Below are 23354 nucleotides of genomic sequence, written 5' to 3' on the forward strand. Positions count from 1 at the left end.
TTCCCCTCCATTCTGTGGTTCTGCCGGATTATTTGGAATAGAATTCATTGACATTCTCCATGGTCACCGGGAAAATGTTTCGATATACGTTCTTGCCCTCCATGGTCTCTCCCTCGGATAAATCGGCTTCCGTAAAACCCTCTGCCGTGCCAAGCTTTGCCAGCATGTTATATACGGTCTCCCCGATCTTCTTCGGTGTGCCGGTGATGATCACGGACATCCGGTTGGCCTCCCCGTTTACCATGGCGGACAACTCCTCGTTGGTGGCGTCAGCCGCGAAGATGCCAATATCATCTGTGATCTCCCCATTGGCCTTAAACGCTTCGTTAGCTCCCACCGCTCCGCCTCCGCCGATGCAGCAGACTACCCTGGTATCCGGGTTTGCCTGGAGGATCGTCTCCATGGCCGCCAGTCCTTCGTTTGCATCTATGGCCGGCTGCTGGGCCACTACCTTCGCGTCTGGTGCCAGTTCCTTTAAGGCAGCCAGAATCCCGTTCTCACGCTCTAAAAGGATCTGGGTCTGGGGGTAATCCAGGACCGCCACATCACATACCCCGTCCGGGAACTTCTCCTTTATGAAGAGGGACGCCTGCTCACCGATCATATACCCCAGCGCTTCGTTGTCGATGATCCAGTTTAAATCTGTGTTCTCCATCTCATTGTCCCAGCACATCACCTTGATCCCCGCGTCCCGCGCTCCGGCGCAGACCGTCTCGATTGCGTTGGGATCTGATGGATTCACCATGATCACGTCGCAGCCGCTGCTGATATAGTTTTCGATCTGCTCGATCTGCTTCGCCGAATTGTCCTCGCAGGACATGTAGGTCAGTTCGTTGCCCTCCGCCTTTGCCAACTCCTGCATGGTGGAGCAGGCGCCTGCCCATACCTGGTTGCTGAGGCTCTGGACCGTGACCCCGATCCGGATGCTGCCGTCCTCTGCTCCTTTCCGCTCTGTCTGGGCGCCTGCCGCCCCCGCCGGTTCCGGTCCGTAGGAACACCCGCTCAGTGCCGACACCGCCAATACCCCGCTCAAACATAATACTGCCAGACTTTTTTTCATGTGATCACCCTCCGCTTTCTTGATTTGTTAAATACTTTTATAAATCTTTTTATTAAAGTGTTCTGTGATGTTGATATTAGCACACTTCATAAGCAGTGTCAAGACACTTTTTGACATCTTGTCTGGTTTTCACAAAGATACTTTTCTTTTTTAGATGATTTGCACAAAAAAATGTCCGTATTGTTTTCAAACCTCCAATACAGACATTTCTATACTATTTTTGCTGTTTTATGTTCTATCTCAACTGTCCTACAAACTTATCAATAAAATGCCAGGCGGCTCCCACAGCCGATCCCTCTTTTTTATAAATGCAATTCTTTAAATAACTGACATCGCTGTCAAACAGATTATAGGCCAATACCTTTTTTCCAAGTTCAAACATATGGCCTTCCATATATCCGCCCACATAACCGCCCAGTATGATATTGGTATCATAAGCCATGCGAAGATTGGTGATCACTATGGCCAGATAGTCCAGATATTCTTCCCATACAGAAAGCGCCTGTGACTCACGGCGGTTTACCCGTTCCATAAAGCTCTCCAGGGTGTCTCCTGTAGCGGAGGTCAGGACCAGCGGCGAGCAATAGGCGTCGGCACAACCCTTCTTGCCGCAATAACAGGGTCTGCCACCGGGAACGATGATCATATGGCCGAACTCGCCTGCCTTCTGGCTGTTTCCGCGGAACAGAGATCCGTTCATGCAGATGGCGCCGCCCACCGTGTTGCTTAAGGAGAGATAGACCGCATCCTCCTTTAAATGATTTTTCTCCGCCACCATGGCGGCGTTGGCATCGTTTTCAAAATACGCCGGAAACGGCATCAACTGCTCCATGATCCTGAGACTGACATTCTCCAGTTTCAGAGCATGGGATTTTAACAGGACCTTATTCTGATTGTCCACAATTCCCGGAAGGGAGATACCGATCCCCAGGATCCGCTCCGAAGATACCCGGCTGACCGCGCAAAAGTCATCCAGCTCTGTCGCCAGCTCCCGGTAATAATCCGGACTGTTCTGGAACGTCTTACGCTTCCTCTGGCTGTTTAGAACTTCTCCCACCAGGTTCACAAACACCAGGCTGATATGGTTCGCAGTGATATCCAGCCCCAGAGCATATGCGGCATCGCCGTGTATTACAAGGGATTTGGCTTTTCTCCCGCCTGTGGATTCGTATTCGCCGGCCTCCTCCACAATCCCCTGCTCCAACAGTTCTTTTGTGTTCTGAAGTACGGTTGGCATACTCAGATTGAGGACTTTCGAGATCTCCACCTTGGAGGCGTTGCCATTTTCCTGAATATAACGCACGATCTGCGCCTTGCTGTTCTCCCTGCTGTTTCCTGTCCTCTTCATATTTACCACCATTGATAAAAGTTTTTATTAAACTTATCATAGACCAGAAACCGTTTAATTACAAGCTATTTTTTTGAAGAAACAGTTTTTCTATCTAAGCCTATAAAATACAGCCGGACACCAGGTATTCCTGACCGTCCGGCTGCATCCTTTCTCTATTCAGATATCCCTTTATTTAAACAAACCTTTTTTCTTAGGCTTCTCGCCTTCCGGTGTTTCACCGCGCATCACTGCATCAAAATTGCGCAGCGCTTCCTTCTGTGCCTCGTTCATGCGCTCCGGTACCTGGACTACCAGGGTCACATAGTGGTCGCCGCGGACATTGCGGTTCCGGAGGGACGGTACGCCCTTGCCGCGCAGACGCACTTTGGTATCAGTCTGGGTTCCGGCCTTGACCTCATACTCCACCTCGCCGTCCACCGTCTTGATCCGGATCGGCGCGCCGAGAGCTGCGGTCGCAAATGAGATCGGTACTGTAGAGAAGATGCTGGTATCCTGACGCTTGAAAACAGGATGCTGGGACACTACTGCCTCTACTAAAAGGTCGCCGCGCTCGCCGCCGTTCACGCCCGGCTCGCCGCCTCCGGCACAGCGCACGCTGAGACCATTGTCGATGCCTGCCGGGATCGTAACCTTGAATTTCTTTTTCCGCGTCACATAACCTGTGCCGTAGCAGTCCGGACATTTTTCACGGATGATCTTGCCTTTACCGCCGCACTCGGGACAGGTCTGGACATTCTGGACCTGGCCAAAGAAGGACTGCTGGGTATACATGATCTTGCCCTTGCCGTTACATTTCGGGCAGGTTTCCGGAGAGGTGCCCGGTTTTGCACCGGTTCCGTGACACTTCCCGCACTCCTCCTTGAAGTTGATCTCGATCTCCTTTTCACAGCCAAATACCGCTTCCTCAAAGGTGAGACGGATGGAGGTCTTTACATTGGCTCCGCGCATGGGACCATTGTACTGGCTGGAGCGGCTTCTGCCGCCGCCAAAGATATCTCCGAAGATATCTCCGAAAATATCTCCCATATCCGCACTGTTGAAATCAAAACCACCAAATCCACCGGCGCCTCCGCCGGCTCCTCCCTCAAAGGCAGCGTGGCCGAACTGATCATACTGTCGTCTCTTGTCCGGGTCACTTAAGACGCTGTATGCCTCCGATGCCTCCTTAAACTTGCGCTCTGCCTCCGCATCGCCCGGGTTGCTGTCCGGGTGATATTTCTTGGCAAGGGTACGGTATGCTTTTTTGAGGGCAGCGTCATCCGCATTTTTCGGAACGCCTAAGACTTCATAATAATCTCTCTTACTCTCTGCCATGATAGTTCCCTTTCTTTTATATACACCGAAACGGCTGTCGCTCTCTTAAGAGGGCTGTCAACCAGCCCTCCAGATTGCGCCAGCCTTTCGCTGCTGTATGCTGGAAAGCCCGGCTGGGCTTTCCTCTGAGTATTTTATACCTCTTTAAAGTCTCCGTCGATGACGTCGTCGCCTGCCGCGCCAGAAGCGCTGCCAGCACCTGCTGCGCCGCCCATGTCAGGACCTGCGCCCTGAGCGCCTGCCGCACCCTGAGCCGCCTCATATACCTTTGCGAACAGAGCCTGCGCGCTTGCCATCAGCTTCTCCTTGCCTGCCTTGATATCTTCTACCTGTGCGTCGGTCATGGAATCGATCGGAGCACGGTTGATGGCTTCCTTCAGTGCATTTAAGTCAGACTCAACGGCAGCCTTGTCGTTGGCATCGATCTTATCGCCAACCTCTTCTAAAGCCTTCTCTGTCTGGAATACGATCGCATCCGCGTCATTTCTGGCATCGATGCCTTCTTTTTTCTTCTTATCCTGAGCCTCGAACTCAGCTGCTTCCCTCACTGCTTTGTCAATGTCTGCATCAGACATATTGGATCCGGAGGTGATGGTGATATGCTGCTCTTTGCCGGTTCCCAGATCCTTTGCGGATACATTCACGATGCCGTTGGCATCGATATCGAAGGTAACCTCGATCTGCGGAACGCCTCTGCGTGCCGGCGGGATTCCGTCCAGACGGAACTGGCCGAGGGTCTTATTGTCGCGGGCAAACTCGCGCTCGCCCTGTACCACATGGATATCCACTGCAGTCTGGTTGTCAGCTGCGGTAGAGAAGATCTGGCTCTTCTTGGTCGGGATCGTGGTATTTCTCTCGATCAGTCTGGTAGCGATGCCGCCCATGGTCTCGATGGACAGAGACAGCGGGGTTACATCCAAAAGCAGGATATCGCCTGCGCCCTCGTCGCCTGCCAGCTTGCCGCCCTGGATCGCCGCTCCGATCGCTACGCACTCATCCGGGTTTAAGGACTTGTTCGGCTCTTTGCCGGTCAGCTGTTTTACTTTCTCCTGTGCAGCCAGCATACGGGTGGAACCGCCGACTAACAGCACCTTGCCAAGCTCCGCTGTGGTCACTCCGCCGTCCTTTAAGGAATTCTGCACCGGGATCGCGGTCTTCTCAACCAGGTCATGGGTCAGCTCGTCAAATTTCGCTCTGGTCAGGTTCATATCCAGATGCTTCGGGCCTTCAGAGGTTGCAGTGATGAACGGCAGGTTGATGTTGGTGGTGGTAGCTGTGGATACTTCCTTCTTCGCCTTCTCAGCCGCCTCTTTCAGTCTCTGCATTGCCATCTTATCTCCGGAAAGGTCTACACCCTCGGCTTTCTTAAACTCATCTACCAGCCACTGGGTGATACGGTTATCAAAGTCGTCGCCGCCCAGACGGGTGTCGCCGTTGGTGGATAATACTTCGATCACGCCGTCGCCGATCTCGATCAAGGATACATCAAAGGTACCTCCGCCCAAGTCGTATACCATGATCTTCTGCTCTTTTTCATTGTCCAGGCCGTATGCCAGTGCAGCTGCGGTCGGCTCGTTGATGATACGTTTTACATCCAGGCCCGCGATCTTGCCGGCATCCTTGGTTGCCTGACGCTGCGCGTCGTTGAAATATGCCGGAACGGTGATAACTGCCTCGGTTACCTTTTCGCCCAGGTAAGCTTCTGCATCTGCTTTCAGCTTCTGAAGGATCATCGCGGAAATCTCCTGCGGGGTATAGCTCTTGCCGTCGATGGTTGCCTTGTAATCGGTGCCCATATGTCTCTTGATGGAAGAAATGGTGCGGTCTGCGTTGGTCACTGCCTGACGCTTTGCGGGTTCGCCGACCAGTCTCTCACCGGTCTTGGTGAATGCCACCACAGACGGGGTAGTGCGGGAACCTTCCTGGTTCGGGATCACTACCGGCTTTCCGCCTTCCATAACAGCTACACAGCTGTTGGTTGTTCCTAAGTCAATACCAATAATCTTGCTCATAGTTTTCTCCTCCTAAATTTGTTGTTTGCCGCTGCGTGTTCCACTCGACTAAGCTCATAGTTGCCAAGTGCTCAATGTCAATTTGCTACCTGCACCATGCTATGCCGGACGACTGTCCCGCGGTACTTGTAACCTTTCTGCATCTCCATGGAGATCTCATTCTCTCCGTATTTCTCATCCTCCACATGCATCACTGCATTGTGCAGGTTCGGGTCAAACTGCTGGCCCACAGCTTCAATTGCTTCCACACCGGCATCTTCCAGCGTTTTCACAAACTGCTTATAGATTTTTTCTACGCCTTCCGCAAAGGCGCTTGACTTCTCGCCCTGCGGCATGACTGCCAGACCCCGCTCGAAATTGTCCAGCACCGGGAGGATCTTCTCAATCATATCCCTGGCTCCGATCTCATACATAGCGGTCTTTTCCTTTTCCGTGCGTTTACGGAAATTATCAAACTCTGCCATCTGGCGTTTCAGGCGGTCCTGCAATTCCTCGATCTGCGCATCCTTCGGGTCCTTCTTCCTGTCATCCTTGTGACTGCTGTCCTCCCGTCCGTTTTGCTCCTCCTGGTTTCCCGCCATGCCTTCACCAGCAGGCTCTGCTGCCTCCTGACCGGCTGGATTTGCTTCCGTGGTGTCTATATCTTCTGCCTCCTGCCGGCAGGCGCTCGTGTCTTTCTTATTGTCCTGGCTCATGGTCTATCACCTTTCTTCATTTTTAAACGTGGCATCCAACTGCTTCATGAGATTCTTTAAGGTGGAAAGCACCTTTTCGTAATCCATGCGCTTGGGACCGATGATACCGATCGTACCCCGGATTCCCTCGCCCAGCTCGTAGTTGGCTGTCACCACGCTGCAGTCCTTCATGGTCTGAAGCGGTGTCTCATCCCCGATATACACCTGGATCCCGGTATTTTCCTCCGATGCATTCACATCGTCGATCAGCTCCTGGAGCATCTCCTTCTGTTCGAGGGTACTGAGCAGCTGACTGGCCTTTTCCCCATCGCTCAGCTCCGGGTATTTGAAAATATTAGTGGCTCCGCTGGTATATATCTGCAGGTCCTCGTCATCCGCCCGAATGGCTGCCGCCACCGCATTGAGCACCAGGTCTACCACATGGCTGTGCGGCCCGGCCTGTTCCTTTAAACGGCTGATGACATCCAGATTGATTTCCGCAATGGTCAGCCCGTTGAGCGCGCTGTTCAGCAGGATATTCAGATTGAGCAGTTCCTCCCGGGTGATTTCATCCGGCACATCCATCATGGTATTCTTGATCAGATTCCCTTCTACCACAATGACTACCAAAAGCTTTCTCTCATCCATCTGGGACAGCTGGATGAATTTCAGCTTGTTGTGATGATACTGGGGACCGCTGATCATGGCTGCATAATTGGTGTTGTTCGCCAGAAGCTGTGCCAGCTTTTTCAGTACCAGCTCTACCCGGTCCACCCGCTGGATCATCAGCTCCTTGACCTCAGTCACTTCCTGCTCTTTCTCCTGCATGATCTGATCTACATAGAACCGGTATCCCTGATCAGATGGGATCCGTCCAGCAGAGGTATGAGGCTGTAGGATGTAGCCCAGCTCCTCCAGATCAGACATCTCATTGCGGATGGTCGCGGAACTCAGCTTTAAGTCCGTATACTTGGATATGGTCCTGGACCCAACCGGTTCACCTGTCTCCAGGTATGTCTTGATGATGGCTTTTAATATTGTAACTTTTCTATCATCCAGTTCCATTCGGCGACCTCCGTTTCTGGTTTTGTTAGCACTCGTTGTTGAGGAGTGCTAACATTCTGTGATTAATATACTTTACTGCATCCGTTTTGTCAAGACTTTTTAAAAAAAACTTTTCTTTTTCTATATTAAGAGACACATATTACGTTCCTTTCTTGACATTTAACATTTTTGTAATATAATGGAAATTGGTACCCCCTAAAAAATGATTGAGAGGTAACATATGAACAAAAGAGATTTCCATAACACGTTTCGATTATTTCTGACTTTAATATGCATTTTATCCCTTAGCCTGCCTGTATGGGCAGCCGAAAGCGGCCCGGGTTCAGACATCGGCGTTACCATCGTAACAACTGGAAAGTCCGCTGATGAGGATGCTGACGCACAGTCACAGGTCATCACCTGCGGCACCGGCGAAGCCTCTGACGTGGGCGCTGTTTCCAGGCAGCCTGAGGCCGCACCGAAGGAATCCGGTTCAAAAGGAGCTTCGCTGGGGATGTTTACGACTACCGGCTACTGCAATTGTTCTGAGTGCTCCGGCGGCCACAGCCTTACTTACTCCGGAACCGTACCGAAAGCCAATCACACTGTCTCCGCAGATCTGTCAGTCTTTCCGATCGGGACCCGGCTGATGATCGGTGACGTCATCTACACGGTGGAGGATATGGGCTCCAGCGTAAAGGGCAATTGGCTCGACATCTATTACGACAATCATGATGCTGCCGTAGCTCACGGGATGAAGACTCAGGAAGTTTTCTCAGTTGAGCCGTAGCGCTATCTTTCTAATTTGCGTTTTTTTAATAACTACAATATATTGAGAGAGCAGATACTATATATAGTGTATCTGCTCTTTTTTACGATTTTTTCTTGACAAATTGGAAAAATAATGTAAAATAGGGACTTGTCGCTCATATATTACGAAATTGTTACATATATTTAGAATGTGTGAATGTTTTGTTGATTTTTTGCACAGTAACAATTTTGTTGAAAGAAAGGACAAAAAATATGATGAAAAACAAAACACTTTTTGCAACTCTGATACTGATGATAACCATGCTGCTGGGCAGCGCCATGACCACATATGCAGGGCAGCAGTCCGGTTACTTTGATGAATTTGAAGGCGGCACCATCGTCGGATGGGGATGGGACCCTTCCACGCCCAACACAGCAGTTCCGGTCCGTGTAACCGTAGTGAATAAAGATACCAACGAACTGGTTGGCGATTTCCATCCGACCGCGGCAGTTTACCGGTCTGATTTAAAAGACAACGGGATCGGAAACGGAAAGCATGGATTCCGTATCAATATGGACTGGGATTCCCTGCCGGACGGCACCTATCTGATCGAAGGCTGGACAGACTCCCGCGAATTTGGCAACAGCAGGACCTATGTAAAAGGAGCGGCAAAAGCTGCAGCAGACACATCCAGCCAGGCTGCACCGGTGTCCACTGCAGGTATGCGTTCTCTGGGCATGTTCCGCACCACGGGCTACTGCCCCTGCTACCAGTGCTCAGAAGGCTGGGGACGGCGCACTTCCACCGGCGCAACCGCACGTTCCGGACATACCATCGCTGTGGACCCACGGGTGATCCCCTACGGCAGCAGGGTGATGATCGGCGGCGTGGTATACACCGCAGAGGACCGTGGAGGCGGCGTCAAAGGCAACCATATCGATATCTTCTTTGACAGCCATTCCCAGACCCGTCAGCATGGTTCCCGTTCAGAAGAAGTATTTTTATTGACCAACTAGACGTGCAGATGACTGCAAAAACGGAGCACAGGCCGCCGGCATATCCGGTATCCTGTGCTCCGTTTTATTCTTTATTCTATCTGTTCCCGGTAGATCTCGATCACCTTCCGCATGGCCTCCTGTCCGGGCGCGCCGATCGTCATCCGTTTCTCCACGCAGGTCTCCATGCTGATGGCCTGGTAGATATCCTGCTCAAACACCGGGTTGATGGCTTTAAACTCCTCTAAGGACATATCGTCCAGGGCAATCCCCTTATCAATGCAGTAGAGCACCAGCTGCCCTACGATCCCATGGGCATCCCGGAAAGGCACGCCATGATTCACCAGATAATCCGCCGCATCCGTGGCGTTGGTAAAGCCGTTTTTCGCACTCCTTTCCATCACCGCTTTGTTGAAGGTCATGGTGGCGATCATCCCGGTAAACAGCGCCAGGCTCCCTTTGACCGTATCGATGGCGTCAAAGGTCAGCTCCTTGTCCTCCTGCATATCCTTGTCGTAAGCCAGCGGGATCCCCTTCATGGTGGTCAGGATCGCCATCAGCGCCCCGTAAACACGCCCTGTCTTGCCCCGTACCAGCTCCGCGATATCCGGGTTCTTCTTCTGCGGCATGATACTGCTGCCCGTGCTGTAAGCGTCATCCAGCTCCACAAAACGATATTCATTGCTGTTCCAGATGATGATCTCCTCACTGAACCGGCTCAAATGCATGGCGATGGTGGAGAGAGCCGACAGAAGCTCGATCACATAATCCCGGTCTGAAACAGAATCCATGCTGTTTAAGGTAGGGCCATAAAAGCCCAGCAGCTCTGCCGTGTAATCCCGGTCCAGCGGATAGGTTGTCCCCGCCAGCGCCCCGGAACCAAGCGGACAGTAGTTCATCCTCTCCCGGATGTCATGCAGCCGGCTGCGGTCCCTGGAAAACATCTCGAAATATGCCCCCATATGATGCGCCAGCGTCACCGGCTGGGCCTTTTGGAGATGGGTAAAGCCCGGCATGAAGGTATCTACATGCTCCTCCATGATATTTAAAAGCTCGCGCAAAAGTTCTTTTACCAGACCGTCGATCTCCTCGATCTCATCCCGGCAGTACAGCTTCATGTCCAGAGCCACCTGGTCATTGCGGCTGCGCCCTGTGTGAAGGCGTTTGCCCGCCTCCCCGACCCTTTCGATCAGATTCGCTTCCACAAAGGAATGGATATCTTCATGCTCCTTTGAAAATGTCAGTTTGCCGGATTCAATATCCTGAAGGATCCCGTTTAAGCCGCCGATAATAGTTCTTTCGTCCTCCTCCGATACGATGCCCTGCTTCGCCAGCATGGTCACATGGGCAATGCTGCCCTGGATGTCCTGGCGGTAAAACTTCTGGTCAAATGACAGGGATTCATTAAAATTGTGTACCAGCTGGTTTTCTTCCTTTGTAAATCGTCCGCCCCATAATTTCATAATGCTTCTCTCCTCTTTCTGGAATCATAAACTATTTTGTCTCATAACTGTTCAGTATCCTCACAGTCCCCTTGTCTCCATCTCTGAATCCTGGATCTCGCCGCGGTATTTCCTCCAGTAACGTCCTCCCAGGGCAATGAACAGCAGCATCACCGTGCTCCCTGCCGAGATCATCCAGCCCAGGTTCAGGCCCTCCGGCCGGTAACTCATCTCCACCGTGTGGCTTCCCGGCGTCAGCCTTACGCCGATGAAGGAATCAAGCATCTTCGCCGCCGGCTGCTCCACTCCGTCCACCAGGATCTTCCACCCCTTGTCATAAGGAATGGTCGTCATCATCATGCCGTTTTCCTGACATGCGATCGTCCCCTTCAAATAAGTATCGCCTGTCCAGTTGCTCAGCTTCCATGGCGTCTCTGACAGCTTGTCATATACTGCCGCCAGGCCTTCCTCCGAGAACCGGTAGACGTCCGCCCACATGGATTCTTCCGTGTTTTCAGCTGTCAGGCTCACTTCCTCGCCTGCGGTACAGTAGCCCAGCTCCAAAAGGTAACCGCGGTCCACATTATTCCAGGTCTTTGTGCCCTTCCAGGTGTTGACCGTCACCTTCTCGATCTTTTTATTGCCCACATAGGCGTAGTACTCTCCGCTTACCTCCGGGTAGAACGTAAGCTTCTTCCCATCCGCCCGCGCATCCAGCACCATGCTCATCACATGTTCCGTCTCCAGGCTGTCTGTCAGGCTGTTCTGTACATCTGCCGGATTGCCGGTCTCCAAATCCCAGCGCTCTTCAAAATCCGGAGCCACAAAAAATCCAAGCGGCAGAGCGTATTTATTCTGGTACAGTAAGATTTCTTCCTCCTGGGCTAAAAACTCCCGGATGCCCGAAGGATCCGGCTCCTCAGAAAAAAGCGCGTATTTGACAGCAAACAATGCATCGATGAGCGGCGTGCTCCCCGTGATGCTGTAGGCATTGGTGGAGCTTTCGCAGCCAAGCCGCTTAAACAATTTAGAAAGATCCGCATTTGCCGTGGAGGAGAACAGCGATACCGACGGGAAATGCATCCATGCACCGTCATTTTTCGTCTTGCGCGTCACCTTTTCCACCCGGTAAAATGTCTCATTGGGCAGCAGGGAGCCCACCAGACGTTCCACAGCCTCATTGTCCGCTGTGTAAGCAGTGCGGCTGGTGGTCGTCACGCTGGTCACCGTGGTATTCACCGCAGACTCGATGGAGACCACCGCCAGCGCAAATAAAACCGCCCCATTAGCAAATTTCGGCCCCTTCCGGTACAGGGCAATGGCTGCCAGATACAGCGCAAGGAACAGGATCGCCACATAGAACACGATAAAGTGGAAATGTTCCTCCGTCACCAGCTTCTGCGCCAGCAAAACAAAGACCACCGCCGCCGCAAACGACAGCGTCACATGATGCCAGGGCGTCTCACGCAGATGCATATATGCCCGGTAACACACCAGGAGCACCAGGAATATATAGATGTAGGACTGGCGGCAGGGCAGGCTGTTGGGAAAATGGAAGCCGTGCCACAAAAAGTTCATCACATTGAAGGAAAAACTCGCCATGAAGAACAGCAGCAGGATACAGTACACCGCCTTTTCCTTTGCAGATATCTTCCGGTTCGCCAGGTACAGCGGGAAAAACATAAGCACCGCCACGCCGCAGTAGATATTGGGCCAGTGATCCAGCCCGATCTCCGTCTCCACATTGCCGATATGGCGCGCGATCATGTCAAATATGGGGAAATACTGGGTAAAGGTTTTCGGGAAGGTGGAATCCGCCGACGCCGTCATCTGCAGGGCGTAGATCTCTGGTATGAGGACCACCGCCGCCAGACCTCCCGCCAGCAGGGAATACAGCGCAAACTGAAAACTCCGCCCGACGAATTTCTCCCATGTCATACGACCGTCCAGGATCAGCAGCGCAATGAAATACATCACCATGAAAATGCAGGTCATGATGGAAATATAGTAGTTGGACAGGATCGACATCCCCAGGGCAAGGCAGTAAAGCATCCCTTTTCCGTCTTTCACCAGCCGCTCCAGGCCAAGAACGATCAGCGGGAACAGGATGATACAGTCCAGCCACATGATGTTCCAGCTGTAAGCCGCCATATATCCCGAAAGCGCGTAGAAAATGCCGAAAAAGGCGATACCAAAATCACAGGTCTTACAGTGCCTGCGCAGATAGTACGCCATGGAAAGCCCGGACAGGCCGATCTTTAACACGATCATATAGGTCATAAACTCAATGACCAGATTTTTCGGGCACAGCACCAAAAGCCAGTTGAGCGGGCTTGCCAGATAGTAGGCGTACAATGCAGAAAAGTTCACACCCATTCCCACATCCCAGCTGTAAAGCAGGCTGCCGCCGTGAGTCAGTTTATTCTGAAACTCCGAGAAAAACGGCGCATACTGATGATACATGTCTGTCCGCAGAAAGGATTCCTCTCCAAACGGAAAGATCCCGCGCTGGGCAAATATGATCAGCATGATAATGACCGGCACGATAAATGCCGCCGCCAGTCCGTCATAAGGCCGCACAAGGCTCCAGCCTGAAAATCTGCTTCCACGCCCGTCCGTCCTGCCTCTGAAGACTTTCGCACCGGGCCATCCATGCATCTTCGCCTGCCTGATCCTGCGGGCCGGGTTCTTCCTGCCGGGAATTTCCTCACCACGATCATTCTCGCACGGTTCTGCATCCGTCAGAGGCTCAGCTGCATCTTTCGCGGCATCCGGCAGCAGTCCGGTCCTGCTCCGCTCTGCATCGTCTCCCCGCAGCAGCGTATCCTCCGACCGGACAGCTTGTCCCTCAATATCTGTCACCGCCGATTCCATCTCCGCCAAAAGCCCTTCTACAGGATCGTCCTGGGCTTTTGTCTCTTTGTCTTTTATTTCTTCTGTCATTAGTAAGTCCTCTAATTCTTTCGTAATCCGGGTGATCTCTCCGTTATACATATCCGGCTCTCCTTGCTTACGATACCTTTGTTTCCTTTTCCTTTTTAAATATGAAAAGCTTGCTGAACAGGTAATTGAGTACCAGCGAGATCGCAGATACGACCACTTTACAGATAAAATCCTGCTTGATCCCCAGCCCGTCCACCATCACGATCATCGCCACCATGGTGAACACACCGGTAGCTGCCCTGCATATGACAAACGGTACAAATTCCTGCCACACCTTTTTTGGGTGCAGATCCCAGCTGTTAAACACAAAAAGCTTGTTGGTGACAAATGCAAACAGCACTGCCGCCGCCCAGGACCCCGCCGTGGCGATCCGGTAATCGATCCCCAACTGTCTCATATACCAGTAGCTGATCCAGTCCACCAATGTGGTCAGCACACCGAATATCAGATAGGAAATCGTCTCACGGTTCACAAATTTCTTCCACAATCGTTCTATCATCACTTATTCTCCCTATACATAGTCTATTGTATTATAGGGCAGGAACCGCAAAAAGTAAAGGTTGAGTAACAGTTCAGCGCGGGGGAGTTTGCTGGCAGAGGAGAAGGAGGGGCCAGTCTACCTCTGAAGCCGATACAACACATTCCCTTCCTTTATGGTCTCCGCCACTGCAATATCCTTCAGCTCCATTTTTCCTGCTGTCAAAGGATTTTTCTCCAGGATCACCATGTCGGCAAGTTTTCCCGCCTCTAAAGTCCCTTTCCGGTCCTCCTCGTGATAGGCATACGCTGCGTTTATGGTAATGCCCTTCAGCGCTTCATACACGCTCAAACACTGATCCACCCCAATCTTTACGCCGCTTCTGGTCAGGCGGTTCACTGCACACCACACGGTCCGCATCATGTCCGGAGGCAGTACCGGACAGTCCTGGTGGAAATTATACCGGAGTCCAAGATCCGCTGCCGCCTTCGCCGGGCTGATATGAGATCCGCGCTCCGGACCCAGGTTCTTTAAATGTACATCTCCCCAATAATAGGTATGCGCCACAAAGATCGACGGAATCATGCCGATACGCTTCATCTCCTCCAGCTGGTCGTCGCGGACCGTCTGGCAATGGATCATCACAGGCCGGAGATCCCTCCCGGAATCCAGTTCCTGCTCCAGGGCCTTTTTGTAGCACCGGATATACTGACCGGAAGCCGCGTCTCCGTTGGCATGGGCCAAAAGCTGGTAACCGTGCCTGAGTGCGCACCGGGCGGCCGCCACCACCGCATCATCTTCCTGAGTCGGATACCCGCAGTAGCTTTCCTCCCCTTCATAGGGCCGGGTCAGCCATGCCGATTTGCCCTGGGGCGATCCGTCCAGAAAAATCTTCGCCCCATCCACCTTTAAATGATTCCAATATTGTAAAAACAGCTCCGGATGCTCTGCCATAAGCATTTCCGGCTCCTCGTTAAACATCAGATACGACACCACGTCCAACCGAAAAACATTCTGCCCCGCCATTTCAAGCATTTCCTCAAAAACCTGGCGGCTTGTTCCCCCGTCCTGTACCGTAGTGATCCCGTATTTCAGATAAATATCCTGCACCCGCCTCATCTGCTCCACGGAATCCGCCTGCACCCTGGAAAATGCGGTCATCAAAAGCGGGCCGAACGCTGCCAGCTCCTCCGCATAACCATTCAGCCGTCCGTCCTCGTATCTTCCATAACGCCCGCCCTTCGGGTCCTTTGTCTCATCCGTCAGACCTGAAATACGAAGAAGCGGCGTGTTCGCAACTCCCATATGCCCGGAGGAATGATACAGATAGATCGGAATCTCATTTGACACCGCATCCAGGATATCCCGTGTGGGATGGACTCCTTCCTTCAGGAAATTGTGGTCATACCCAACTGCGATCAGGACGTCCGCCCCGGTCAGCTTATGTTCCTTGAGATATGCCTTTAAAGCCTCCTGGATCTCTGAAAAGGACGTGCAGTCCGAAACGTCCGGGAACGCGGAAAAACGGGAGTACATGGAGATGTGGCTGTGACCGTCAATAAAAGACGGCATAAGCGTTCTCCCCTTTAAATCTATCAGCTCCGCATCCGCGCCGCACAGTGCCCTGGCCTCCTTTAAGCTGCCCACAAACCGGATCTGCCCGTCTTCGGTGAGCACCGCCTCCGGCGCATCCTCTTCCCGCACCATGGTAACAATATCTCCGCCATAATATAATTTCTGCATAATTCCCTCCACTGCAATTCGTCCATCAGTTACCGGTCACTCTGATCCCAGTATACCCAGATCTCCGCATTTTTGTCAACGCCGCCTTGTAACGTCCCTTCCATTGTGCTAAAATGTATGGAGAACAGAAAGCACTACACATCAGAAAAGAAGGGTAACCTAATATGTTTGAATTTCTTAAAAAAAATACCGTACGGGAATTAAGAGCCATGGCCAGCGGAAAAGTCATCCCGGTCTCTGAAGTAAAGGACGATGTATTTTCCTCCTGTATGCTCGGCAATGGTATCGCGGTCCATCCCATTAACGGCACCGTTGTATCGCCGGTGAATGGCGAGATCAGCGTTACGATGGACGGTTCCAACCACGCTGTGAGTATTAAGGCCGGACCTGGCTTCGACCTGCTGATCCATATTGGCCTGGACACCGTATCCCTGAATGGAAAAGGCCTTACCTCCCATGTCAGCATGGGACAGAAGGTCAAGGCGGGCGATAAACTGATCACATTTGATAAAGAATACATTGAATCCATGGGGCTCTGTGCCGATGTGATCCTGGTTGTCCTGGACAATCCTGAGCTTCCTGCCATCAGCTACCAGACAGGCATGGATGCAGTTGCCGGGGAGACCATCGTCGCCACCTGGTAGGAAAGGAACACTTATGGCAGGACCGGGTATCGATCAGATCAGAAGCTTCCGGCTGCATTCCCATCATCTGGATGCAGCTTATAAAAAATCAGACATTTTCCGGGCTGCCGGCGCCTGCGGACTGCAGAATACGCCGCCCGGCGCCTGGGAGACAGCGCTTCACAGCCGTATCCCAGGCTGCAGCACACTGGACATGGAGCAGTTTCTTTGTAAAGACAGGTCGCTTTTGCAGGCCTGGAGCATACGTGGGATTCCCGTCGTGTTCCCGGCCTCTGAGAGCGATATTTTTTTATCTTCACTGATTCCTGCGGACGGGGAGCCCTGGATCTATACGCGGGGGATTGCCCTGGCGCTTGATTTGCTTCAGATGACATTTGAGGAATTGCTGGATCTGCAAATGCAGGTCATGCCAAAGCTTGACGACACCCTGATCATCAGCAAAAGTGCTCTGGATCAGACGATCGCCGGGTGGATGCTCCCTCTGCTGCCCGCTGCCAAACGCGGGCTGTGGAATCAGCCATCCATGTATGGCAGTCCTGACATACAGACTGTGGGCGGCGCTGTGGTATCCTTCCTGCTCAGGCCATGCGCGTTCTGCCAGCTGGTTGTCTTTGGAGAACGGGACGGCATCAGCCCGTCCTTCACCTCTTACAAAAGCTGGACCGGACACGCAGCGGCCTCCGGCGCCGGCATCGATCCTGCCATCCATATGGATGCTGTTAAAAAGCTTGTCCGGAAATACCTGCACTGCTACGGTCCTGCAACAGTTGACGGGTTCACAAGCTGGCTTGGCTGTTCCGGCAAACAGGGACGGCGTATGTGGAAAACAGTCTCCCAGGAGATGGAACCGGTAACTGTCTTCGGGAAAAAGGCTTTTATCCTGTCCGAGGACCGGGAAAGATTGTTTACTCCCGCTTCTTTCGACCGGGAACTGCTGCTTCTCGGCGGTCACGATCCCTTTCTTGATCAGAGAGACCGGATCATCCTTCAGCCGGAAAAAAACCTTCACAAGCAGATCTGGAGGCTGGTGTCCAATCCGGGGGCAATTGTATACCGGGGAGAGATCATCGGAATCTGGAACAGCCGGAAGAAGGGCATGGGCATGGATATTACCGTAAAGCTTTGGGTACAATCCCACACAAAAGCAGATAAGCACAGGCTTGGCATGCTTGCCGAAGAATATGCCGCTTTCCGCCAAACTGAACTATCCGGATTTCAGATCCATACAGGTTAATAATAAATGAAAGTATATTGCATAGAATGGAGAACAAAGAATGCTGAAAAAGATATGCCGCACCTTCCTGTTCCTCCTGATCGCCTCTGCCTGCATCACAGGCTATGCGCGGTATATCGAACCGGAACTGCTGACCGTCAGATCTTACACGGTTGAAACTGAAAAACCCATAAGCAGCTGCAAAGCTGTTTTCTTCACAGACACCCATTTTGGAAAGCTGTATGGCGAAGAACACGCCGCAAAGATCGCAGATAAGATCAACGCCCTGAATCCGGATATCGTGATCTTCGGCGGCGACCTGCTGGACAATTATGCCCGTGACAGAGAAACGCTCGACCTTGACCTGTTAAAGAAGGAACTGGGCCGCATGAAAGCAAACGCGGGTAAATACGCGGTCTGGGGCAATCACGATTATGGTGGCGGCGCCGTCCGCATCTATGAAGATCTGATGACTGCCTGTGGGTTTGAGGTGTTGGACGACGAGAGCCGCACACTGGACGACTACGGAATCAAAGTGATCGGATATGATGACTATCTGATGGGCTGGACCGATCCATCCCTTTATACAGTAAAAAGCGACTTATTTAACATCATCGTGGCCCATGAGCCGGTGATCGCCCAGTCCATCAAAAGCCACAGTGACAATTTTATGCTGTCCGGCCACACCCACGGCGGACAGGTCAGTATCCCCTTTCTCACTGCAAAGATCGTACCGCCCGGCTCCGGGGCCTTTATAAAAGGCTTCTATGACGCCGGAGAGATCGGAACTGATTCATCTATAAATATGTACACCAGCAGCGGGATCGGCGTGACCAAATACCCCTTCCGCCTGTTCAATATACCGGAGATCGTGGAGATCCAGTTCCGGCAGGCCGGAGAATGAGCAGCAGGCCGCCTGATTTATTTTCCCAGCGTCATCATGAGCAGGTTATAGCCCAGGATCGCATATATGATGACGGTCACTCCGACAAACATCTTAGCCTGCTGCTTTGCCCCCTTGTCGTACTTCTCCTTGGCGCTTGCCAGCATGGTCAGCCCCAGGAATAAGAACATGACCGGCATGATGATGTCATAGGAAAGAACCCCCATCAGCCCCAACGCACCGGACAATATTGTGATCGCTGCAAAAATAAGTGCCAATCCTCTCATCGTAACTTCCTCCTGATCCATTCTATAGTCAAACCCCATATTTCCTGTTAGAGGCAGCAAGTAACCTGCTGCCTCCCAAAACTCATTATGATAACTGCCTTATCTTATGCTTCCCCACTGGCCTTGCGGTCAGCCATGATCTTATCAATGCTCACAATCTTTACACACAGGGCAAACAGTTCCATCGCCACGATCAGATCACCCAGAGGCGGATAGGACGGTGCGATGCGGATGTTGCTGTCCTGCGGATCTTTGCCGTATGGGTAGGTGGCTCCGGCGCCGGTCATCACCAGGCCCGCTTTCTTGCATTTCGCCACAACGGTCTTCGCACAGCCGTCGAGAGAATCAAAGGAGATAAAATATCCGCCCTTCGGGGAGGTCCAGCTTCCGATGCCCAGGCCATCCAGCTCCCGCTCCAGGATACTGGTCACCGCCTCGAACTTCGGACGCATGCTGTCCGCATGCAGGCGCATATGCTCCACCATGCCATGGATGTCCTTAAAGAAACGCACATGGCGCAGCTGGTTCACCTTGTCATGGCCGATGGTCTGATATTTGAGCTGCTTTAAAATGTCCTCCAGGTTGTTGCGGGAGGTTGCGATCGCCGCAATACCGGAACCTGGGAAGCTGATCTTGGAGGTGGAGGAGAACTTATAAACCAGATCCGGGTTCCCCGCGCGCTTACACTCTGCCAGGATCTCGATCAGATGATCCTGATCATGGTCGTATAAATGATGGATCCCGTAGGCATTGTCCCAGTAGATCCTGAAGTCAGGAGCCGCCGGTTTCAGTCTCGCAAAGCGGCGCACAGTCTCGTCAGAATAGCTGACTCCGGTAGGATTGGAGTACTTCGGCACACACCAGATCCCTTTGATGGAATCATCATTTGCCACCAGACTCTCTACAACATCCATATCCGGCCCTTCGGCGTTCATCGGCACATTGACCATCTCGATGCCGAAATATTCGGTGATGCCAAAATGGCGGTCATAGCCCGGCACCGGGCAGAGGAACTTCACTTTGTCCAGCTTGCTCCACGGAGTGGAACCCATCACGCCATGGGTCATGGAACGGGATACGGTATCGAACATTACATTTAAACTGGAGTTTCCGTAAATGATGATGTTGTCAGGGGATACCTCCATCATATCGCCAATCAGCTCTTTCGCCTCTTTGATACCGGTCAGGACGCCGTAGTTGCGGCAGTCGGTACCATCCTCACAGATCAGGTCCTCATTGCTGCTTAATACGTCCATCATGCCCATGGACAGATCAAGCTGCTCTGCGCTTGGCTTGCCGCGGGACATATCCAGTCTCAAATCCCTGGCCTGGAATTCCTTATACTGGGCGGATAACTGTTTCCTGAGTGCCTGCAATTCTTCATTGCTCATTTCTGCATATGGCTGCATTTTCTTCTTCCTCCTCATTCGATATAATCTCCTTTGTTTCCTCAGCGACGAGATAAAATACCTGTCAGGTCGTTTTATCCTACATTCTACACGAAATTACTCTGTATTACAATCAGGTTTTTCAAAATACCTGAAAATAACCTTCTTGTGTCCTGTCCGCCTCTGCCTTCGGGCCTCAGTCCTTTACCGGCCCATCAGCTCCCGGACCAGCGCATTCACCACCGCTGGATCTGCCTTTCCTTTCATGGCGCGCATAGTCTGCCCCACGATAAATCCCATGGCCTTTTCCTTTCCTGCTTTAAAGTCTGCGGCGGACTGCGGATTCGCCAGCAGAATCTCTTCTATGATCTTTTTTAAGGCGGCCTCGTCGTTGACAACCTTCAGCCCATTCTCTTCCACATAAGCCTCCGGGTCCACATCCTCCGCAAAAACCGCCTCAAATACGTTCTTTGCCACAGTACGGCTGATGATATTTTTATCTACCAGGGCCACCAGCTTTGCCAGATTCACCGGTGAAAAATCCATGTCCTCCACGTCCTTTTCATGCTCCTTTAATAAACGCATCCCATCGGTCATCAGCCAGTTGGAAACCTCTTTAGGTTTTTTGCACAGCTCCACCGTCTGCTCGAATATATCTGCCAGATGCCTGGAGGATGTCAGGATATCCGCATCGTACTGGGGCAGGCCGTACTCCTCCTGATACCGTCTCACCTTCTCTGTCTGGAACTCCGGCTGTGCCGCCCTGATCCGCCCGATCCATTCATCACTGATCCGTATGGGCGTCAAGTCCGGGTCCGGGAAGTAGCGGTAATCCTGTGCGTCTTCCTTGGAGCGCATGGCATGGGAGGACTCTTTGTTGTCGTCCCACCTTCTGGTCTCCTGGACCACCTTTTTTCCATCCTCCAAAAGCTCGATCTGGCGGGCGCGCTCCCCCTCGACGGCACGCGCGATCGCCTTAAAGGAGTTTAAGTTCTTCATCTCTGTCCTGGTACCGAAATCCGGCGCTCCCACTTCTCTCACAGATAAGTTCACATCCGCACGCATGGAGCCTTCCTGGAGCTTGCAGTCGGAAGCCCCCAGGTACTGGATGGTCAGCCTCAGCTTTTCCAGGTATGCGATCACCTCATCGGCATTTCGCATATCCGGCTCCGACACGATCTCGATCAGAGGCACGCCGCTCCGGTTATAATCCACCAGAGAGCAGTCCTCCCACTCGTCATGGATCAGTTTCCCCGCATCCTCCTCCATATGGATCTCATGGATTCCGATCTTTTTTCTTCCCGCAGCCGTCTCGATCTCCACCCAGCCGTCGTGGCAGATGGGCAGATAGAGCTGGGAGATCTGATAGTTCTGCGGATTGTCCGGGTAAAAATAGTTTTTCCGGTCAAATTTGCAGTACTGGTTAACGCTGCAATTGGTGGCAAGTCCTACCGCCAGGGCATATTCCACTACCTGCCTGTTGAGGACCGGAAGCGCTCCCGGCATACCGGTGCACACCGGGCAGGTGTGGGTATTTGGCGCTCCTCCGAACTCTGTGGAACACCCGCAGAATATCTTGGTTTTCGTCGCCAGCTCCACATGGACCTCCAGGCCGATGACGGTTTCATACTGTCTGTTCATCACGCATCACCTCCTGCTGCACCAGACGCCAGCTCCGGCATCTCATAGCTGCGGCTGCACTCATAGGCGTATCCGGCGCGGATGATATTTTTTTCCTTGAAACAGTCCCCGATCAGCTGCAGCCCGACAGGCAGGCCTTTTGAGTCCATCCCGCAGGGCACAGTCATGGCAGGCAGGCCCGCCAGGTTTACAGAAACCGTATAGATATCTCCCAAATACATTTTTAAGGGATCGCTCAAAGACTCCCCAAGTCTGGGCGCTGTTGCGGGGGCCGCCGGTCCCAGGATCACATCGTAGGTTTCAAAAGCCCGGTCAAATGCATTCTTGATCAGCGCCTTCGTCCGCAGCGCTTTTAAATAGTAGGCATCATAATAGCCGCTGCTGAGAACAAAGGAGCCAAGCATGATACGGCGTTTTACCTCCGCCCCAAAACCTTCAGACCGGCTCTTTTTATACATGCTGTGAAGTCCATCGTATTCCTCTGCCCGGTAACCATACTTTACGCCGTCAAATCTGGACAGGTTAGAGCTGGCTTCCGCAGATGCGATCACATAGTATGCCGGGATCGCGTATTCCACCAGGCTCAAGTCAAACTCCTCCACCACGGCGCCCTTTCCCTCCAGTACCTTTGCCGCCATAAGGACCGCTTCCTTTACCTCGGGATCCAGCCCATCTCCAAGATAATCCCTCGGAATGCCGATCCGCATTCCCCTCACGTCATCCGCCAGGGCAGAGGTGAAATCATAATCCTGCCGGGCCACGGAAGTACTGTCCTTTCTATCATAGGAAGAAACAGCTTCCAGAATCACCGCACAGTCCGTCACATCCCTGGCTATGGGACCGATCTGGTCCAAAGAAGAGCCGTAAGCGACCAGACCATAGCGGGACACCGTACCGTAAGTGGGCTTTATTCCGGTCACCCCGCAGAGAGCGCCGGGCTGGCGGATGGAACCACCTGTGTCGGAACCAAGGGCATAAAAACACTCGTTTGCCGCCACCGCTGCACAGGAGCCGCCGGAGGAGCCGCCAGGTACATGCTCCACATTCCAGGGGTTTTTTGTTGCCCCATAAGCGGAGGTCTCTGTGGTACTCCCCATGGCAAATTCATCCATATTGGTCTTTCCAAGGATCACCGCGCCCGCCCGTTCCAGATTTTTCACCGCCTCCGCGGTATAGGCCGGGATAAAGTTGTGCAGGATCCTGGAACCGCAGGTGGTCCGCAGTCCTTCTGTACACAGGTTATCCTTGACCGCCACCGGCACGCCGGCCAGCGGTCCGCTCAGAATACCGCGCTCAATCTGCTCCTGCACTTCTCCTGCCTGTTTCAGAACACGCTCTTCATCTATGGTCACATAACAGTTTAAGACCGGTTCCAACGCTTTCATCTGCGCCAGAGACGCCTCTGCCGCCTCCACGGCTGTAATCTCTCCGGCTTTTATTTTTCTGCCCAGCTTGACGGCAGTCAATTCCAGTATGCTCATGTTGCCCCTC

General features: G+C 52.5%; 19 protein-coding genes. 5 read left to right on the forward strand and 14 right to left on the reverse strand.

Features of this window, described 5'->3' with window-relative positions; genetic code table 11:
- Nucleotides 1-28: 28 nt before the first annotated feature.
- The 6 genes from AB1I67_RS19640 to hrcA all read right to left on the reverse strand — a co-directional run bounded on the left by AB1I67_RS19640 (nt 29) and on the right by hrcA (nt 7476).
- A complete protein-coding gene (locus AB1I67_RS19640) occupies nt 29-1060 on the reverse strand; it encodes a sugar ABC transporter substrate-binding protein (RefSeq protein ID WP_367031834.1) in 1032 nt (343 codons plus the stop codon).
- A gap of 235 nt (nt 1061-1295) precedes the next feature.
- On the reverse strand, nt 1296-2408 hold the full coding sequence (locus AB1I67_RS19645; protein ID WP_367031835.1) for an ROK family transcriptional regulator: 1113 nt from the start codon (nt 2406-2408) through the stop codon (nt 1296-1298).
- Between the two features lie 171 nt (nt 2409-2579).
- Nucleotides 2580-3725 (reverse strand): molecular chaperone DnaJ, encoded by a 1146-nt coding sequence (gene dnaJ / locus AB1I67_RS19650; RefSeq protein ID WP_367031836.1) that lies wholly within the window; start codon nt 3723-3725, stop codon nt 2580-2582.
- Between the two features lie 134 nt (nt 3726-3859).
- Nucleotides 3860-5737, reverse strand: a complete 1878-nt coding sequence (dnaK, locus tag AB1I67_RS19655) for a molecular chaperone DnaK (protein ID WP_367031838.1) — start codon at nt 5735-5737, stop codon at nt 3860-3862.
- A gap of 77 nt (nt 5738-5814) precedes the next feature.
- Nucleotides 5815-6432: a nucleotide exchange factor GrpE gene (grpE, locus tag AB1I67_RS19660; RefSeq protein WP_367031840.1), complete on the reverse strand. Its 618-nt coding sequence runs from the start codon at nt 6430-6432 to the stop codon at nt 5815-5817.
- A 6-nt stretch (nt 6433-6438) separates the two neighbouring features.
- Nucleotides 6439-7476 (reverse strand): heat-inducible transcriptional repressor HrcA, encoded by a 1038-nt coding sequence (gene hrcA / locus AB1I67_RS19665; protein WP_367031841.1) that lies wholly within the window; start codon nt 7474-7476, stop codon nt 6439-6441.
- A 220-nt stretch (nt 7477-7696) separates the two neighbouring features.
- Between hrcA and AB1I67_RS19670 the strand changes: the two genes are divergently transcribed.
- The gene (locus tag AB1I67_RS19670; protein WP_367031843.1) at nt 7697-8245 is read left to right on the forward strand and encodes a 3D domain-containing protein; all 549 of its coding nucleotides are present in this window, start codon (nt 7697-7699) and stop codon (nt 8243-8245) included.
- 233 nt (nt 8246-8478) lie between these two features.
- On the forward strand, nt 8479-9222 hold the full coding sequence (locus AB1I67_RS19675; RefSeq protein ID WP_367031844.1) for a 3D domain-containing protein: 744 nt from the start codon (nt 8479-8481) through the stop codon (nt 9220-9222).
- 71 nt (nt 9223-9293) lie between these two features.
- On the opposite strand, the gene argH is transcribed toward AB1I67_RS19675, so the two are convergent.
- From argH to AB1I67_RS19695, 4 genes are all read right to left on the reverse strand, one after another.
- The gene (argH, locus tag AB1I67_RS19680) at nt 9294-10664 is read right to left on the reverse strand and encodes an argininosuccinate lyase (RefSeq protein ID WP_367031845.1); all 1371 of its coding nucleotides are present in this window, start codon (nt 10662-10664) and stop codon (nt 9294-9296) included.
- A 60-nt stretch (nt 10665-10724) separates the two neighbouring features.
- Entirely contained in the window at nt 10725-13637 is a 2913-nt protein-coding gene (locus tag AB1I67_RS19685; protein ID WP_367031846.1) for a YfhO family protein, read from the reverse strand.
- Between the two features lie 16 nt (nt 13638-13653).
- Nucleotides 13654-14085: a GtrA family protein gene (locus AB1I67_RS19690; RefSeq protein ID WP_367031847.1), complete on the reverse strand. Its 432-nt coding sequence runs from the start codon at nt 14083-14085 to the stop codon at nt 13654-13656.
- A gap of 117 nt (nt 14086-14202) precedes the next feature.
- Nucleotides 14203-15807: an amidohydrolase gene (locus AB1I67_RS19695; protein WP_367031849.1), complete on the reverse strand. Its 1605-nt coding sequence runs from the start codon at nt 15805-15807 to the stop codon at nt 14203-14205.
- 209 nt (nt 15808-16016) lie between these two features.
- On the opposite strand from AB1I67_RS19695, the gene AB1I67_RS19700 reads away from it, so the two are divergent.
- Genes AB1I67_RS19700 through AB1I67_RS19710 form a run of 3 tightly spaced genes read left to right on the forward strand, consistent with a single transcriptional unit; the run spans nt 16017 to nt 18568 of the window.
- Entirely contained in the window at nt 16017-16451 is a 435-nt protein-coding gene (locus AB1I67_RS19700) for a PTS glucose transporter subunit IIA (protein WP_367031851.1), read from the forward strand.
- A 13-nt stretch (nt 16452-16464) separates the two neighbouring features.
- Nucleotides 16465-17685, forward strand: a complete 1221-nt coding sequence (locus AB1I67_RS19705; protein WP_367031853.1) for a winged helix DNA-binding domain-containing protein — start codon at nt 16465-16467, stop codon at nt 17683-17685.
- Nucleotides 17686-17725: 40 nt separating this feature from the next.
- Nucleotides 17726-18568 carry a metallophosphoesterase gene (locus AB1I67_RS19710; RefSeq protein ID WP_367031854.1) on the forward strand — a complete coding sequence of 281 codons (843 nt, stop codon included), beginning with the start codon at nt 17726-17728 and terminating at the stop codon, nt 18566-18568.
- Nucleotides 18569-18585: 17 nt separating this feature from the next.
- Here AB1I67_RS19710 and AB1I67_RS19715 read toward each other — a convergent pair whose 3' ends face one another.
- The 4 genes from AB1I67_RS19715 to gatA all read right to left on the reverse strand — a co-directional run bounded on the left by AB1I67_RS19715 (nt 18586) and on the right by gatA (nt 23344).
- Complete coding sequence (locus AB1I67_RS19715; RefSeq protein ID WP_367031856.1) at nt 18586-18834, reverse strand: hypothetical protein; 249 nt, start codon at nt 18832-18834, stop codon at nt 18586-18588.
- Between the two features lie 104 nt (nt 18835-18938).
- The gene (locus AB1I67_RS19720) at nt 18939-20243 is read right to left on the reverse strand and encodes an aminotransferase class I/II-fold pyridoxal phosphate-dependent enzyme (protein ID WP_367031857.1); all 1305 of its coding nucleotides are present in this window, start codon (nt 20241-20243) and stop codon (nt 18939-18941) included.
- A 183-nt stretch (nt 20244-20426) separates the two neighbouring features.
- Entirely contained in the window at nt 20427-21863 is a 1437-nt protein-coding gene (gatB, locus tag AB1I67_RS19725) for an Asp-tRNA(Asn)/Glu-tRNA(Gln) amidotransferase subunit GatB (RefSeq protein WP_367031858.1), read from the reverse strand.
- Nucleotides 21863-23344 carry an Asp-tRNA(Asn)/Glu-tRNA(Gln) amidotransferase subunit GatA gene (gatA, locus tag AB1I67_RS19730; protein WP_367031859.1) on the reverse strand — a complete coding sequence of 494 codons (1482 nt, stop codon included), beginning with the start codon at nt 23342-23344 and terminating at the stop codon, nt 21863-21865. Before gatA ends, gatB begins: the two co-directional genes overlap by 1 nt.
- Nucleotides 23345-23354 lie beyond the last annotated feature (10 nt).

The sequence above is a fragment of the Clostridium sp. AN503 genome (assembly GCF_040719375.1).
Classification (GTDB): domain Bacteria; phylum Bacillota; class Clostridia; order Lachnospirales; family Lachnospiraceae; genus Brotaphodocola.

Bases quoted from the DNA above. Each gene is read 5' to 3' on its own strand.
- AB1I67_RS19690 (WP_367031847.1), bottom strand. From the start codon at position 14,085: ATGATAGAACGATTGTGGAAGAAATTTGTGAACCGTGAGACGATTTCC.
- AB1I67_RS19700 (WP_367031851.1), top strand. From the start codon at position 16,017: ATGGCCAGCGGAAAAGTCATCCCGGTCTCTGAAGTAAAGGACGATGTA.
- AB1I67_RS19685 (WP_367031846.1), bottom strand. From the start codon at position 13,637: ATGTATAACGGAGAGATCACCCGGATTACGAAAGAATTAGAGGACTTA.
- AB1I67_RS19705 (WP_367031853.1), top strand. From the start codon at position 16,465: ATGGCAGGACCGGGTATCGATCAGATCAGAAGCTTCCGGCTGCATTCC.
- AB1I67_RS19645 (WP_367031835.1), bottom strand. From the start codon at position 2,408: ATGAAGAGGACAGGAAACAGCAGGGAGAACAGCAAGGCGCAGATCGTG.
- AB1I67_RS19675 (WP_367031844.1), top strand. From the start codon at position 8,479: ATGATGAAAAACAAAACACTTTTTGCAACTCTGATACTGATGATAACC.
- AB1I67_RS19695 (WP_367031849.1), bottom strand. From the start codon at position 15,807: ATGCAGAAATTATATTATGGCGGAGATATTGTTACCATGGTGCGGGAA.
- gatA (WP_367031859.1), bottom strand. From the start codon at position 23,344: ATGAGCATACTGGAATTGACTGCCGTCAAGCTGGGCAGAAAAATAAAA.
- AB1I67_RS19720 (WP_367031857.1), bottom strand. From the start codon at position 20,243: ATGCAGCCATATGCAGAAATGAGCAATGAAGAATTGCAGGCACTCAGG.
- hrcA (WP_367031841.1), bottom strand. From the start codon at position 7,476: ATGGAACTGGATGATAGAAAAGTTACAATATTAAAAGCCATCATCAAG.
- AB1I67_RS19640 (WP_367031834.1), bottom strand. From the start codon at position 1,060: ATGAAAAAAAGTCTGGCAGTATTATGTTTGAGCGGGGTATTGGCGGTG.
- dnaK (WP_367031838.1), bottom strand. From the start codon at position 5,737: ATGAGCAAGATTATTGGTATTGACTTAGGAACAACCAACAGCTGTGTA.
- AB1I67_RS19710 (WP_367031854.1), top strand. From the start codon at position 17,726: ATGCTGAAAAAGATATGCCGCACCTTCCTGTTCCTCCTGATCGCCTCT.
- gatB (WP_367031858.1), bottom strand. From the start codon at position 21,863: ATGAACAGACAGTATGAAACCGTCATCGGCCTGGAGGTCCATGTGGAG.
- AB1I67_RS19670 (WP_367031843.1), top strand. From the start codon at position 7,697: ATGAACAAAAGAGATTTCCATAACACGTTTCGATTATTTCTGACTTTA.
- argH (WP_367031845.1), bottom strand. From the start codon at position 10,664: ATGAAATTATGGGGCGGACGATTTACAAAGGAAGAAAACCAGCTGGTA.
- AB1I67_RS19715 (WP_367031856.1), bottom strand. From the start codon at position 18,834: ATGAGAGGATTGGCACTTATTTTTGCAGCGATCACAATATTGTCCGGT.
- dnaJ (WP_367031836.1), bottom strand. From the start codon at position 3,725: ATGGCAGAGAGTAAGAGAGATTATTATGAAGTCTTAGGCGTTCCGAAA.
- grpE (WP_367031840.1), bottom strand. From the start codon at position 6,432: ATGAGCCAGGACAATAAGAAAGACACGAGCGCCTGCCGGCAGGAGGCA.